This window comes from Desertimonas flava (genome assembly GCF_003426815.1).
GTDB classification, from domain to species: Bacteria; Actinomycetota; Acidimicrobiia; order Acidimicrobiales; family Ilumatobacteraceae; genus Desertimonas; species Desertimonas flava.
The window spans coordinates 50,623-64,294 of the sequence record NZ_QKYK01000018.1; the positions used below are offsets into that span (position 1 = coordinate 50,623).

The 13,672-nt window shown below is 69.7% G+C and carries 11 protein-coding genes; 4 read left to right on the top strand and 7 right to left on the bottom strand.

The genetic code is table 11. The features are described from left to right. Positions 1-51: 51 nt before the first annotated feature. The 4 genes from DN771_RS18810 to DN771_RS18825 all read right to left on the bottom strand — a co-directional run bounded on the left by DN771_RS18810 (position 52) and on the right by DN771_RS18825 (position 7,078). Complete coding sequence (locus tag DN771_RS18810) at positions 52-1,095, bottom strand: hypothetical protein (RefSeq protein ID WP_116999098.1); 1,044 nt, start codon at positions 1,093-1,095, stop codon at positions 52-54. Next, positions 1,092-1,721: a dTMP kinase gene (gene tmk, locus DN771_RS18815; protein ID WP_116999144.1), complete on the bottom strand. Its 630-nt coding sequence runs from the start codon at positions 1,719-1,721 to the stop codon at positions 1,092-1,094. The genes DN771_RS18810 and tmk overlap by 4 nt, the downstream gene beginning before the upstream one ends. 174 nt (positions 1,722-1,895) lie before the next feature. Further along, positions 1,896-4,580, bottom strand: coding sequence for a type I DNA topoisomerase (gene topA / locus DN771_RS18820; protein ID WP_116999099.1), 2,685 nt, complete (start codon positions 4,578-4,580; stop codon positions 1,896-1,898). 35 nt (positions 4,581-4,615) lie between these two features. Continuing rightward, on the bottom strand, positions 4,616-7,078 hold the full coding sequence (locus DN771_RS18825; RefSeq protein WP_116999100.1) for an MMPL family transporter: 2,463 nt from the start codon (positions 7,076-7,078) through the stop codon (positions 4,616-4,618). 159 nt (positions 7,079-7,237) lie between these two features. Here DN771_RS18825 and rsgA point away from each other — a divergent pair, with 159 nt between their 5' ends. Further along, positions 7,238-8,329 (top strand): ribosome small subunit-dependent GTPase A, encoded by a 1,092-nt coding sequence (gene rsgA / locus DN771_RS18830; RefSeq protein ID WP_162942127.1) that lies wholly within the window; start codon positions 7,238-7,240, stop codon positions 8,327-8,329. 15 nt (positions 8,330-8,344) lie between these two features. Here rsgA and DN771_RS18835 read toward each other — a convergent pair whose 3' ends face one another. Further along, entirely contained in the window at positions 8,345-8,689 is a 345-nt protein-coding gene (locus DN771_RS18835; RefSeq protein ID WP_116999102.1) for an STAS domain-containing protein, read from the bottom strand. 94 nt (positions 8,690-8,783) lie between these two features. On the opposite strand from DN771_RS18835, the gene DN771_RS18840 reads away from it, so the two are divergent. From DN771_RS18840 to DN771_RS18855, 3 genes are all read left to right on the top strand, one after another. Next, positions 8,784-10,274 carry a carotenoid oxygenase family protein gene (locus DN771_RS18840; RefSeq protein ID WP_116999103.1) on the top strand — a complete coding sequence of 497 codons (1,491 nt, stop codon included), beginning with the start codon at positions 8,784-8,786 and terminating at the stop codon, positions 10,272-10,274. A gap of 101 nt (positions 10,275-10,375) precedes the next feature. Continuing rightward, positions 10,376-10,708, top strand: coding sequence for a WhiB family transcriptional regulator (locus DN771_RS18845; protein WP_116999104.1), 333 nt, complete (start codon positions 10,376-10,378; stop codon positions 10,706-10,708). Between the two features lie 773 nt (positions 10,709-11,481). After that, positions 11,482-12,663, top strand: a complete 1,182-nt coding sequence (locus DN771_RS18855) for an ATP-binding protein (protein WP_116999106.1) — start codon at positions 11,482-11,484, stop codon at positions 12,661-12,663. A 191-nt stretch (positions 12,664-12,854) separates the two neighbouring features. Here the strand turns inward: DN771_RS18855 and DN771_RS18860 are convergent, their stop codons facing one another. Together DN771_RS18860 and DN771_RS18865 are read right to left on the bottom strand one after the other, a co-directional pair. Beyond that, complete coding sequence (locus tag DN771_RS18860; protein ID WP_116999107.1) at positions 12,855-13,268, bottom strand: TadE/TadG family type IV pilus assembly protein; 414 nt, start codon at positions 13,266-13,268, stop codon at positions 12,855-12,857. Between the two features lie 146 nt (positions 13,269-13,414). Continuing rightward, positions 13,415-13,657 (bottom strand): DUF4244 domain-containing protein, encoded by a 243-nt coding sequence (locus tag DN771_RS18865; RefSeq protein WP_116999108.1) that lies wholly within the window; start codon positions 13,655-13,657, stop codon positions 13,415-13,417. Positions 13,658-13,672 lie beyond the last annotated feature (15 nt).

The following is a 13,672-nucleotide window of genomic DNA, read 5'->3' on the forward strand; positions in this document are numbered from 1 at the left end:
CTGTGTCGACGCCGTTCGCCGGCGCGACTCATCGCTCGCCGCCGGATCGACTCAGCGGACGACGGGCATCGACCAGAACAGCGACTGGAGCAGCAGCGTCTCGTTGGGGTTGTTGTCGAGCGCCTCGATGCTGTCGTGCAACCGGTGCACCGCGGCGATGACGCGTTCGGGATCGGCCGCGGTGCCGGCGACGAGGGCGTCGCGGTAGCGGCCCGCCATCACGGCCAGGCCGCTGCGCAACTCGTCGGTGCGGTGGCGGCGAATCTCCCGCTTGTGGCGGGCCTCGATGGCGGCGCGGCCGCTGCCGCGGCTTCCCAGCCGCTTCTCGCGCTCGTCGAGCCGGTCGATCTCGTCGGCGTGGCGGGCGCTGAGCGGCTCGGCCGCTGCCTCGATGCTGGCCAGCACCTCGGCCGCGGCGCCGACCACCGTGGACCCGGTGCCGTCGAGCCGCGCCGGCAGCTCGGCGAAGAGGCTGCGCCTGGCGGCGAACTCGGGATCGGCGGCCAACAGCCGGGCCCGATCGAGCCGGCCCGACGAAGATGCCGCGGCCTCGGCGGCCGCCGCAGGATCGTGACCTTCGGCGACGAGCCGGTCGGCGAGCACCGACGCTGGGATCGGCATGAACTCCACGCGCACGCAGCGAGAGGCGATGGTGATCAGGTCGATCGGGACGAAGTCGGCGAGTACCACGAAGTGGGTGGAGGCCGGCGGCTCCTCGATGGTCTTCAGCAGCTTGCCGGCCCCGTTGGCGTTGAGTAGGTGGAACTCGTGCAGGATGAGCACCTTGCGGTCGCCCTCGACGGGGGCGAGGGTCGCCTGGCGGACGATCTCGGACGCCTGCTCGGCCGAGATCGCCGGACCGACGCGCATCACCTCGCGGACGTCGGGATGTTCTCCGGCGAGGACGAGGCGGGAGTCGCGCTCCGTCGGATCGTCGCGTCCGGTGAGCAGGGCGGCGGCGAACGCCCGCGACGCCTCGTCCTTCGTCGAGCCTGGCGGGCCGACGAACAGGTAGGCGTGGACCGGATTGGTCGCAGCGCGCTGCAGGGAGGCCACGGCACCCGGCTGGCCGACGACGGCGTCCCAGATGCTCATGGCCGCGCCGTCCAGCGGAGGCCGGGGAGATGGGCGTCGACGGCCTCGGCCACCGCTGCGGCCACATCGTCGATCGAGCCATGGGCGTCGATCACCACCCACCGGTCGGGATCGGCCGCCGCCATCTCGCGATAGCCGGCCAGCACACGCTGGTGGAAGTCGTCGCCGGCCAGCTCGAAGCGGTCGAGATCACGGCGGTTGAGGCGGTCGGCGACGACGTCGGCGGGTGCCTCGATGAACACGACGACGTCGGGCCACACGCCCCGCATCGCCCAGTCGTTGATCCGCCGCAGCTCGTCGAGATCGAGCCGCCGGCCGTATCCCTGGTACGCCAGCGTGGAGTACACGCTGCGGTCGCTGACGACCGCCCGGCCGCCGGCGAGGGCGGGCAGCACCACCTGGGCGAGATGCTGGGCCCGGTCGGCCGCGGCGATCAGCGCCTCGGCGCGCGGGTCGAGGTCGACCACGTCGTTGTCGTGCAGCACCTGGCGCAGTCGCTTGCCGACCTCGGTGCCGCCGGTCTCCTGTGTGAGCACGGCGCCCAGCGCGGCCGCCAGGCGCGCGGCCTGCGTGCTCTTGCCACTTCCTTCGGCACCCTCGAGTGCGATGTACGGCGGTCGACCCACGGCCGACACGATACGCGAGGGGTGTCGCGTTGCCGCCGGCCCTACCCCGAGGTTCTGGTGGAGCAGAAAGGCCGTGGCCGGGCGTCATCCCTCCAGCAGAACGACGGCGGGTGTTCTGGTGGCGCGAAAAGGCCGTGGCTGGGCGTCGTGGCTCCAGCAGAACGTTCGGCGGTGTCAGCTGGTGGACTTCTTGGCGGCGGACTTCTTCGCCGCCGCCTTCTTCGCCGGCGCCTTCTTGGTCGGGCGCTTCGCCGCCGACTTCTTCGCCGGACCGCCCTTGGCGGCCACCTGCTCACGGCGGATCGCCAGCAGCTCGTAGGCCCGCTCGGGCGTCATCGCCTCGATCCGGTCGCCGCGGCCGATCGACGCGTTCGTCTCGCCGTCGGTGACGTACACCCCGAAGCGCCCGTCCTTGGCGACCACGTCGCGCTGGCTCACCGGATCGGTGCCGAACTCGCGCAGCGGGCCCTTGGCCGCCATGTTCTGCCCGCCGCGCCGGAACACCTTCGGCTGCGCCAGCAGCGCGAGCGCCTCGTCGAGCGTGATGGTGAGCAACCGCTCCTCGTTGTCGATGGAGCGGTAGTCCTTGCCCTTCTGGACGTAGGGGCCGTAGCGACCGTTGTTGGCGAGGATCGGCTCGCCGTCGGCCGGATCGTGCCCGAGCGTGCGCGGCAGGCTCAGCAGGGCTTCGGCATCGGCTAGGGTGATGCGGTCGAGCGACATCGTCGCGAACAGGCTCGACATCTTCGGCTTGTCGAACCCCGGCGGTGGCGCGTCGGGCGTGCCCCACTGTACGTACGGTCCGAAGCGCCCGTTCTTGGCGAACACCGGCAGGCCGTCGAGTTCGCCGATCGGCTCGTCGCTCTTCGGAGCGGCGAGCAGCTTGAGGGCGACGTCGAGCGTGAGCTCGTCGGGCGCCATGTCCTCGGGGACACCTGCCGTGTCCTCGCCCCGCTTGACGTAGGGGCCGAACTTGCCCGGCTTGACGACCACCTCGTTGCCGTCGGAGTCCTGGCCGAGCGGGAACGTGTTGATGGCCGCGGCGTCGATGTGGTCGAGGTTCTCCTCCACCAGCCGCTTGAGCCCGGGCATCGCCCCGTCGTCGACGGCGGGCGTGAGACCGTCGGGCCCTCTCGTGCCGAAGTAGAACTCGCCGAGCCACTCGTCCTTCTTGCGCTGGCCGGCGGCGATGGCGTCGAGGTCGGTCTCGACTCGGGCGGTGAACTCGTAGTCGACGAGGTCGTCGAAGTGCTGCTCGAGCAGGCCGACCACGGCGAAGGCCGTCCACGTCGGCACCAGGGCCTGGCCCTTCTTCCACACGTAACCGCGGTCCTGCACCGTCTGGATGATCGACGCCCACGTGGACGGCCGACCGATTCCTAGCTCCTCGAGCCGCTTCACCAGCGACGCCTCCGTGTAGCGGGCGGGAGGCGACGTGGAGTGCCCCTCGGGTTCGAGGGAATCGACCGGGACGACGTCGCCGGTGGCCAGCGCGGGGAGCAGCGCCTCGCGCTCGGTGGCCGACGTGGCGTCGTCGCCCTCGTCGGAGATCTGGGGAGTCGCCATCGCCGCGTACACCTGGCGGTAGCCGGGGAACGTGATGGTGGTGCCGGACGCGGCGAACTCGCCGTCACGACCGTCGGTGGCGACCGCGCCCAAGCGGACGCTGACCGTGACGCCCGTGGCGTCGGCCATCTGGCTGGCCAGCGTGCGCTGCCAGATGAGCCGGTAGAGCGCCAGTTCCTGCGAGTTGAGCTCGCCGCGCACCTGCTGCGGGGAACGCAGCGGCGTCGTCGGGCGGATGGCCTCGTGGGCCTCCTGGGCGTTCTTGACCTTGGAGGCGTACACCCGCGGTTGGGGCGTGAGGAAATTGGCGCCGTACTCGGACGCGACGGCGGCCCGGACGGCGGTCATCGCCTCCTCCGACAACGAGTTGTTGTCGGTACGCATGTAGGTGATGTAGCCGTTCTCGTAGAGGCCCTGCGCGACGCGCATCACCTGCGACGACGACAGGCGCAGGCGACGGCCGCCCTCCTGCTGCAGCGTCGACGTCATGAACGGCGGGCGAGGCGACGAGCGGTAGGGCTTCTCCTCGACGCTGCGCACCGTGAACTCGGCCTGCTCGAGGCCGGTGGCCAGCGATCGCGCCGACGCCTCGTCGAGGGCGACCACGCCACCGGCGAGCCGGCCGTTGGCGTCGAAGTCGCGGCCGGTGGCGACGCGTGTGCCGTCGACGGCGACGAGCGTCGCCGCGAACGACGGCGACGTCGACGTGGTCAGCTCGATGTCCCAGTAGTCGGCGGAGACGAAGGCGATGCGCTCCCGCTCACGCTGGACGATCAGCCGGACCGATGGGCTCTGCACCCGGCCGGCCGAGAGACCCCGGTTGACGCGGCGCCAGAGCACGGGCGACACCTCGTACCCGTACAGCCGGTCGAGGATGCGGCGGGTCTCAGCGGCATCGACGAGGCCGTAGTCGATGCCACGCGGGTTGTTGACGGCGTGGTCGATCGCCGCCGCGGTGATCTCGTGGAACACCATCCGCTTGACCGGCACCTTGGGCTTGAGGTTCTCGAGGAGATGCCACGAGATCGCCTCGCCCTCGCGGTCTTCATCGGTTGCGAGAAAGAGCTCGCTGGCGTCCTTGAGCGCGGCTTTCAGGTCCTTGACGACCTGGCGGCCTCGTTCGGTGAGCTCGTAGGTGGGTTTGAAGCCGTTCTCGACGTCCACGGCCAGGCCCTTGGACGGCAGGTCGGCGACATGGCCCACCGAGGCGCGCACGTCGAACGTACTGCCGAGGAACTTCGAGATCGTCTTGGCCTTTGCAGGGGACTCGACAACCACCAGGGGCTTCGCCATCGGGGCCACACACTAGACAGCTCGGCCGCGAACACCTATGGCGCGACCGACGTGGGTTCCTCCGAGGTCTCTTCCGAGGGGGTCGGGGCGTCCTCGCGGTGGTGCCCCTCGACGTCGATCTTGGGCAGGATCCGGTCGAGCCACTTGGGGATCCACCAGTTGCGGTCGCCGAGCAGCTCCATCGTCGACGGCACCAGCACCATGCGGACCACGGTGGCGTCGATGAGCACCGCCATCGCCAGGCCGAGGCCGAACATCTTCAGGGCCCGCTCGTCGCCGAGGACGAACGCCCCGAAGACGCAGAACATGATGAGCGCCGCCGCGGTGATCACGCGGGCCGTGATGGCCAGGCCGTCGGCCACCGCCGTGCCGTTGTCCGGCTTGCCGCGCCGCACCGACTTGTCGTACTCCTCCTTCATCCGCGACAGGAGGAAGACCTCGTAGTCCATCGACAGACCGAACACGATGGCGAACAGGAACATCGGGATCCAGGCCTCGATCGGACCGTTGCGGTCGACTCCGATGATGCCCGACAACCATCCCCACTGGAAGACCGCAACGAGCACCCCGTACGCGGCCCCGACCGACAGCAGGTTCATCACCACGGCCTTGAGGGGCACGAGCAGGCTGCGGAAGACCGCCATCAACAGGATGAAGCTGAGCAGCAGTACGACGCCGATGAGGATCGGCATGCGGCCGGCGAGGTAGTCGGCGAAGTCCGACGCCCCGGCCGTGGCCCCGCCGACCATGGCGTCCACTCCCGTCCCGGGGATGATGTCGTCGCGAAGGCGATTGACGAGGGAGGTCATCTCGGCGTCCTGCGGCGCGGCCGTCGGGATCACGATCACGAGGGCGACGTTCTCGTTGATGGGTCGCGGGCTGGCGAACTCGATGCCCCGCTCGTGGCCCTCGGCCTCGGCGATCTCGAGGTCGCGGGCGACGAGATCGTCGGCGAACGCCTGGAGGGCATCCGGGTCGGTCGCCGTCGGACCCTCGACACTCACGAAGATCGGTCCGTTGACACCGGGACCGAAGCCCTCGGCCATCAGGTCGTACGCGCGACGCACCGTCTGGCTCTCGGACTGGTTGCCGTAGTCGCCGAACCCGAGGCGGATGTCGAACATCGGCAGGGCGAGGGCGACGAGCACGGCGGCACCGATACCGAGGTTGAGCCACGGCCTGTGCTGGATGTTGCGGCTCCAGCGGTACCAGAACTGCTCCTCGCGAGGGCGCACCCTGCGATGGGGAACGAGCCTGCGCAGGGAGTCGCGGCCGATCCAGAAGCTGCCGACGAACAGCACGAGCGAGAGCACCAAGCCGACGAGGACGACACCCGCGGCGCTCGCCGTCACGCCGATGAACACGGCGACGACCATGATGCCGATGGCGATGAGCGCCACCCTGGTGGTGTTCTCGATGCGCGTGCCGACCCAGCCGAGCAGGGCCGGTAGGAGGGTGAGCGAGGCGACGACCATCAGGAACACGCCGACGGCCGAGGCGACGGCGACGCCGGTGACGAAGGGCAGACCCATGATCGTCAGGCCGAGCAGGGCGATGACGACGGTCATGCCGGCGAAGATGACGGCGCGGCCGCTGGTGTCGATCGCCTCGACCACGCAGTCCTCCACGCCGAGGCCGGCGTGCAACGCCTCGCGATAGCGGGTGACGATGAACAAGGCGTAATCGATGCCCACACCGAGGCCGATCATCGCCACCATCGCAGTGGTGAAGTCGGGCATGCTCAGCGAGTTGCTCAGCACGGCGACGATCGCCGACGCACAGCCGAGGCCGAAGAGGGCGATGCCGATCGGCAGACCCATGGCGAGCACCGAGCCGAAGGCGATGATCAAGATGATGACGGCGGCGAGGATGCCGTAGATCTCGGCTTCGGGCAGTTCGAACTCGCCGAACAGGTCGCCGCCGTACTCGACGACCAGCCCGTCGATCGGATCGGCTTCGTTGAGCTCGTCGCCGTAGTCGCGGATGCGGTCGCCGATGTCGGCCAGATCCTCGAACGGGCGGTCGCTCACGTCGAGCTGGGCATAGGCGATCTGCCCGGCGGAGCCCTCGCGCTGGGAGATCTGATCGGGCGCGTCGTAGGGGCTGGTGACCTCGATCGTCTCGTCGTCGTTGAGCGCTGCCTCGCGCTCGGCCTCGCAGTCCTCGAGGTCGCCCGGGTCGTCGATGCCAGAACAATCGGGGGCGTCGGCCTCGGGCACGAACGCCATGAGGTCCTCGAGACGCTGCCTCACCGCGGGATCGTCGACGCCTTGTTCCGCCTGGATGACGATCGACGCCGAGAATCCGGCCCGTTCGGGGTTGTTCTCCTCGAGCAGGTCCTGCACGTCGCGGGCTTCGCCGCTGGGCAGGACGAAGTCGGTGCGCCAATCGGGCCCGACGGAGCTGGCGATGCCGTTGATCACCACGATGATGGCGACCCAGACACCGATCACGATCCAGCGGTGGCGCACGCAGTTGCGGGCGAGACGTTGCAGCATGGTTTCCGACCTTACGACGATGGTGAGCGGCACATCGACGGGTTTCGAGACCAGAACTCATCGGTGGATTCGAGAATTTCTCCGGCGGTGATGCGCCGTGGCAAGCGGGACGTCGGGCGGTCACGCTCGGTCGCGTCGCTCGCTACCGTTGGCCGCCGGATGATGGCAAGGGAGATCGCCGAGGCGCTGGGGTGGGGAGAGGACTTCGCCGACGTCTGGGCCGCTCTCGGCTGTCCCGGCGAGCCTGGTCGCGTCAGCCGGTTGGATCGCGGATGGAGCACGACGCTCGTGCCCGACGCCTCGGTCGTCGCCGCCGACGATCGTCGACGGGTCCGCACCGTGCGCGTCCGCAACCTCGGGCTCGACGTGGCCGTCGGCGACTGGGTGGTGGCATCGGCCGACGACGAGCGCGTCGAGCACGTGCTGGAACGGCGGTCGGCGTTCGTCCGGCGGGCGTCGTTCGAGGGAGCGCGGGCGGTGTCTCACACCATCGCGGCGAACATCGACACCGTCTTCCTCTGTCACTCGTTCGGCACGCCGCCCAACCAGCGCCGGCTGGAGCGTGAACTCGTGTTGGCGTTCGACAGCGGGGCCGATCCGGTCGTCGTGTTGACGAAGGCCGATCTCGTCGACGATCCCGAACCGGGCCGCCGGGAGCTCCAAGAGGTCGCCCTCGGCGTGCCGGTCATCGTCACCAGCGGCCGGGGCGCCGTCGGCATCGATCAACTCGCGGCGCTGGCCGGCCCAGGGCGCACGGTGGCCTTCCTCGGGGCCAGCGGCGTGGGCAAGTCCACGCTGGTCAACGCCATGGTCGGCGCCGACGTGCAGGCGACCACCGAGGTCCGCGGCGGCGACCACCGCGGCCGTCACACCACCGTGGCGTCGCAGCTGCTCGCCGTCCCCGCCGGAGGCTGGCTGATCGACACTCCTGGTGTGCGCGCGCTGTCGCTGTGGCTGTCGGGTCAGGGCATCGAGCGGGCGTTCGAGGACGTGTTCGATCTGATGGACCAGTGCCGGTTCCGTGACTGCAAGCACGATCAGGAGCCCGGCTGCGCGGTCCAGGAGGCGATCGCCGACGGACGTCTCGATCCCGATCGCTTCCGCAGCCTCGAGCGGCTCGTGGCCGAGGAGGCGGCGCTGGAGGACGAGCAGGCGGCGCGGGAGAAGGCGGCCGATCGCCGGCACCGACCCCGCCCGACGCGGAACCTCCAACCCGGCACCCGCCGCGCCCCCGACGACGACCCCGACTGATCGGCCTCCCCTGAATCAGGTTTCGGGCGTGTCGACGAGGGAGGCGAGGTTGGGGAGGATGGTGATCGCTCGGTCGAGGCGGGTGATCGAGAAACGGCGCAGCAGGGCGTCGCGGGTGCAGATCACGACGATGTCGCCGCCGCTGCCCCGGGCACGGCCGGCGGCCCCGACCAGCACGCCGAGACCGACGTCGTCGAGGCCCTCGAGCCCATCCAGGTCGACGGCGACGGTGGCGCCGATGTTCGAGCCGATGGCCCGCACCAGCGCGTTCTGCAGCGTCGGCAGCGTGGACAGGTCGAGCCGGCCCGCCAACTCCACCACCGCCGTCCCGGCCACCTCGCGCACGTCCGCCCGCAACATCGCCGCTCACCCTACGGGGCTAGCGCGCGTCGGCCATCGGAACGCGGCGGCTCCGTGAACGATCGGCGCCGCTCGAGCAGCCACACTGGCACGAATGGGGATTCCTGAGGGCCGGTTCAGCCGGCGCGATCTCGCCCGGTGGAGCCTCTTCGGTGGGGTCTCGATCGGCGCGGTCCCGGCCTGCGGTCGCGGGGGATCGGTCGCCGCGGCCGGACGGTGGGCGGGCCTCCCGTCCACCACTCCCGCCGCCCCGTCGGGAGTTCCTTGGTGGCTCCGGGACAACTTCGCCCCGGTGTCCGACGAGGTCGACGCCGTCGACCTCGAGGTGCAGGGGGCGATCCCGCCGTCGCTGAGCGGCCACTACGTGCGTAACGGGTCAAATCCGGCGGCCGGCGACTCGCCGCACTGGTTCTTCGGCGACGGCATGGTGCACGGCTTGCGCCTCGAGGGCGGGCGGGCCACGGCGTACCGCAACCGCTACGTCCGCACCGTCATGTACGAAGCGGCTGCCGGCTTCGGGGAGGGGCCGCCCGGCGGTGCGTCCAACCAGTCGAACGTGTCGAGCATCTGGCACGGCGGTCGGCTCCTGACGAGCGGCGAGGTCGGTCTCCCGTACGTGCTGAGGCCCGACGATCTCAGCACGGTCGGCGCCCACGACTTCGCCGGGCTGCTCACCTCGTCGTTCACCGCCCACCCCAAGATCGACCCGGGGACCGGTCGCATGCACTCGTTCGGCTATGGCTTCCTGCCGCCGTACCTCACCTACCACGTGATTGAGCCCGACGGCACGATGTCGCACACGTCCACCGTCGACATCCCGCTCAGCACGATGATGCACGACTTCGCCATCACCGAGACCGACGCCGTCTTCTGGGACCTCCCCGTGGTCTTCGACCTCGAGGCCGCCGTGCGCTTCATCGAGGACGCCGCCGACCCGGCCAACTTCCCGTATCGCTGGCAACCAGACGCCGGCGCCCGGGTCGGGGTGATGCCGCTGGCGGGAGGCCCCGTCCAGTGGTTCGACATCGACCCGTGCTACGTCTTCCACGGTGTCAACGCCGCCCGGCACGGCACCGATGTCGTGCTCGAGGTGTGCGCGCTGTCGTCGATGTTCGAGGAGGGCCAGGTGCTCGGCGGGGTGCCGACGCTTCGTCGCTGGACCTTGGACACGAACACCGGGCGAGCGACCGAGGACGTCCTCGAAGCGGAGCGCGCCATCGACCTGCCGACGCGCGATCCCCGGCTGGTCGGGCGCCCCTACCGGTACGGCTACCTGGTGGAGAGTCGCCCGGCCAGCGACACGCTCGACCTCGGCGGCGTGGTCAAGTTCGACGTGACCACGGGCGCCAGCGACGTGTGGGATCCGGGTCCGACCGCCCACGGCGGCGAGTGGTTGTTCGTACCCGCCGATGACGACACGGCCGAGGATGCCGGCCACCTGCTCGGGTTCCTCCACGACGACGCCACGGGCGTCACCGACTTCGTGATCATCGACGCCACCGACGTGACCGCCGGCCCGATCGCCCGCATCGCCCTGCCCCAGCGTGTGCCGTACGGGTTCCACGCCGCCTGGATCCCCGACTGACCCGGTTCCGGGCTCGCCGGCGCGGGTCGCGAGGCGAGAAACTTCTGCTGATTTCTCGTCGAAAAGGGCAAGCACGGGCGTGGCGCCGACTCTGGACGGGCATGAGCAACACCGCCACCACGGCCGGGTCCGTCGCCGGCGTCCGATCGATCGCCCGCTGTTCCGACGGCGAGGGCACGTTCGCCCCATTGTTCTTCTCGGAGGACGACTTCGACCTCGCCCGGGCCAAGGCGATCTGCAGGAAGTGCAGCCTGCGGCACTCCTGCCTCGAAGGCGCCCTCGAACGTGGCGAGGCGTACGGCGTCTGGGGAGGTGAACTGTTGACCGACGGCGTCATCGTCGAGACCGTTCGCCGGCGCGGCCGCCCGCCGAAGATCGGCCTACGCGACCTCGTGGTGGACGAGGTGCCGGCGCCACCCCACCGCGTGGCCTGATCGGCACGCCAGTGCTGCGCAGGCGGTCACGGCGCCGCGTCACGTCCGCGTCCGCGTGTGCCGGTCGCGCCCACGACGGCGCGACAACCGGCGGTGAGCACGACGAAGACGACTGCTGAGAATGCCAGCGCGACGACGAGTCTGAGGGCGGGCGGGCCCGGATCCAGGCCGACCGCCCGGCGCAGATGGTTGGCACCGACGATGAACAGGAGTGTCAGCCACCCCGGAGCCCACGCGATCCGCGCTGCAGGCCGCCCCGCGCCGGTCGGGTCGCGACCGCGGCCGTCAGACGGGGCGGATCGACGGGTGCGGTCGTCGGATCGGTCGAGCCGGGTGGTGCCGGGTGCTGGCACCGGAGCGATCGGTTCGCCGCCTGCCCTCACCGTAGCGACGGCGGAGCGGCCAGACCGGGTCGAGGCTCTTCGTCGGACCCGGTGGGGCACCCCGTCGCTGCTGAATCGCGGCAACAGCGTTGACGACGGCGATCACGATGAAGGCGTTGGCTAGCCAACAGGTGAACCCGATCCCTGCGGGATGTCCGCTGACGTAGCGATCAGCCGAACCGCCTCGATCCCGAGCTGGCGCGATCGATCGTCCTCGCCCACTTCGGTGAACTCTCCTCGGCGGCGTGTGGCACAGCCTCTTGCCGGGGTTGGCGTCGTGAGTGTTGGCAGGAACCGCAATCACGCTGCGGCCGAATGCTATCTCTAGGGTTTTCTAAGTCTTTATAGCGGTTTCTCCTATAAAGAGCTAGAAGCTGCTAGAATCCTGCCGTGGACCCGCGTCGAAACCCGTACAGCCCTGGGGCCGGACTACCGCCGGCGGTGCTGTCGGGTCGCGATCGGGATCTCGCGCAGTTCGAGATTCTGGTCGACAGGGCGCAGCGCGGTCTCACATCGAGGAGCATCGTCTTCACCGGTCTACGGGGGGTCGGCAAGACTGTCCTCCTCAACGAGCTTGCCGCGACTGCGAGAGCTCGCGGTTGGATCGTCGCACAGGTTGAGGTCGAGCACACGAGCGTCGATGAGTTCGCGCGAAGCATCTCCCGTCAGTTCACGCAGGCGGCGCGCCGTCGACGGGGTTGGCTCGACAAGACCAAGTCGCACGCAATCGATGCGCTCCGGACGCTCGCCGCCTTCAACGTCACGGTGCAACCTGACGGAGCGTTCACATTCGGCTTGAACGTGGAGCCTGGCAGGGCCGACTCTGGTGCACTTCAAGGCGATCTGCCCGACCTCGCCGAGGCGCTGGCCGAGGCGGCCAACGAAGATGGGGTGGGCGTCGTGCTGTTCATCGATGAGATGCAGGAGCTCGACGAAATCCAAATGTCGGCCGTGTGCCGCGCTTGCCACCGGGCCGGCCAGCAGCAGCTGCCGTTCTACGTCGTGGGCGCCGGACTACCGAACCTCGCCGCCGCGTTGGCCGACGCTGAGTCCTACGCCGAGCGGCTCTTCGAGTACAGAGAGATCGACCGGCTCTCCGACCCCGCGGCCAGGGAAGCGCTCGTCACGCCAGCTGCTCAAGCTGGTGCGACGATCGACGGCGATGCCGCCACATTCATTCTCGACGAGTCGCGGGGCTATCCGTACTTCATCCAGCAGTTCGGCAAGTCGACGTGGGATGCCGCGGTCAATGACGACACGATCACCTTCGATGACGCCGTGCTAGGTGTCGCCGAAGGCCAAGCGCTCCTCGACGTCGGCCTCTACCGCTCTCGCTGGGAGCGTGCGACTCCGACTGAGCGAGCGATGCTCGGAGCGATCGCCGTCGACGGTGAAGGCCCCGCCGCTATCGGTGAAGTCGCCAGCCGCCTCGGAAAATCGACGACCGCAATCTCACCCGCCCGCGCTCAGCTGATCTCGAAGGGCATCATCTATGCGCCGGAGCGAGGCCAGATCGCATTCACTGTGCCAGGGATGGCCGACTACGTGCGTCGCCTCGACAACGACGCTTGATGGGCCGCTTCGAACCCTCCGACTCAACACGTGCGCTTCGTGCATCGGCCAGCTGCGGACCGTTCTGGCTCTGATCGCGACGCTGAGCGCGGCGGCATGAGCGGTGACGGCGCGCCGGGTGGTCGTGCGAGGACTACGAATGACATCACCCAGCACAGCTGATCAACGGCAGTAGCGCTGCGCGGAGGCGTTCACGGCGAGGGCGGATCGAACGCCATGGTCGCCGTGGCGTCCAGCGTGACGTCGCCGATCGCCGCGCCGACGATGGCGACATCGGTGGGGTTGGTGTAGCTCACGCGCACCCGCACGACGTCGCCGGCGACCGACACGGAGACGTCGAGCGGCCCGAGCTCGGTGACGCGGCTCGCCGCTGCGGTCGCTGCGCCGGCGGGATCGGCCGACACGCTCGCCGCCCGCGCCGCCTCCCGAGCGGCGAGCTCGACGGCCAGTTGGTCGCGGGCGACGAGGGCCACCTGGAGCACCCCGAGCACGAAGACCACGACGAGCGGCATCGCCATGGCCAGCTCGACCGCCGCCTGGCCGCGATCGTCGCGGACCGACCTCGCCTCGCTCGTACCGTGTTGATGGGTGTTCGCTGCGCTCACACCGTGTCGAGCGGTGCTCGCTGCGCTCACACCGGTTCGATGCGTGTTCGCTGCGCTCACACCGTATTGATGGGTGCTCGCTGCGCTCACACCGTATTGATGGGTGCTCGCTGCGCTCACACCGTGTCGAGCGGTGCTCGCTGCGCTCACACCTTGTCGATGACGGAGTCGATGACCCTGTCGAACAGGCGGCCGACCTTGGCCGCCCCGCCGCCGGCCGTCGCCCAGGTGATCACGAGCACGGCCACGAGCGCGGCGGCGAGGAGCACGAGCGCGTATTCGGTGGTCGCCTGACCACGATCGTCGCGGAGGCGGTGCCGGGCCCGCTCGAGGCGCTCGCTGGCGACGGCGAGGACGGTCAGGTGGGCGCGAAGGATGAGCTCGTACATCTGGACTCCTGGAGG

Bases quoted from the DNA above. Each gene is read 5' to 3' on its own strand.
- topA (WP_116999099.1), bottom strand. From the start codon at position 4,580: ATGGCGAAGCCCCTGGTGGTTGTCGAGTCCCCTGCAAAGGCCAAGACG.
- DN771_RS18810 (WP_116999098.1), bottom strand. From the start codon at position 1,095: ATGAGCATCTGGGACGCCGTCGTCGGCCAGCCGGGTGCCGTGGCCTCC.
- DN771_RS18840 (WP_116999103.1), top strand. From the start codon at position 8,784: ATGGGGATTCCTGAGGGCCGGTTCAGCCGGCGCGATCTCGCCCGGTGG.
- DN771_RS18835 (WP_116999102.1), bottom strand. From the start codon at position 8,689: ATGTTGCGGGCGGACGTGCGCGAGGTGGCCGGGACGGCGGTGGTGGAG.
- DN771_RS18845 (WP_116999104.1), top strand. From the start codon at position 10,376: ATGAGCAACACCGCCACCACGGCCGGGTCCGTCGCCGGCGTCCGATCG.
- DN771_RS18825 (WP_116999100.1), bottom strand. From the start codon at position 7,078: ATGCTGCAACGTCTCGCCCGCAACTGCGTGCGCCACCGCTGGATCGTG.
- DN771_RS18865 (WP_116999108.1), bottom strand. From the start codon at position 13,657: ATGTACGAGCTCATCCTTCGCGCCCACCTGACCGTCCTCGCCGTCGCC.
- rsgA (WP_162942127.1), top strand. From the start codon at position 7,238: ATGATGGCAAGGGAGATCGCCGAGGCGCTGGGGTGGGGAGAGGACTTC.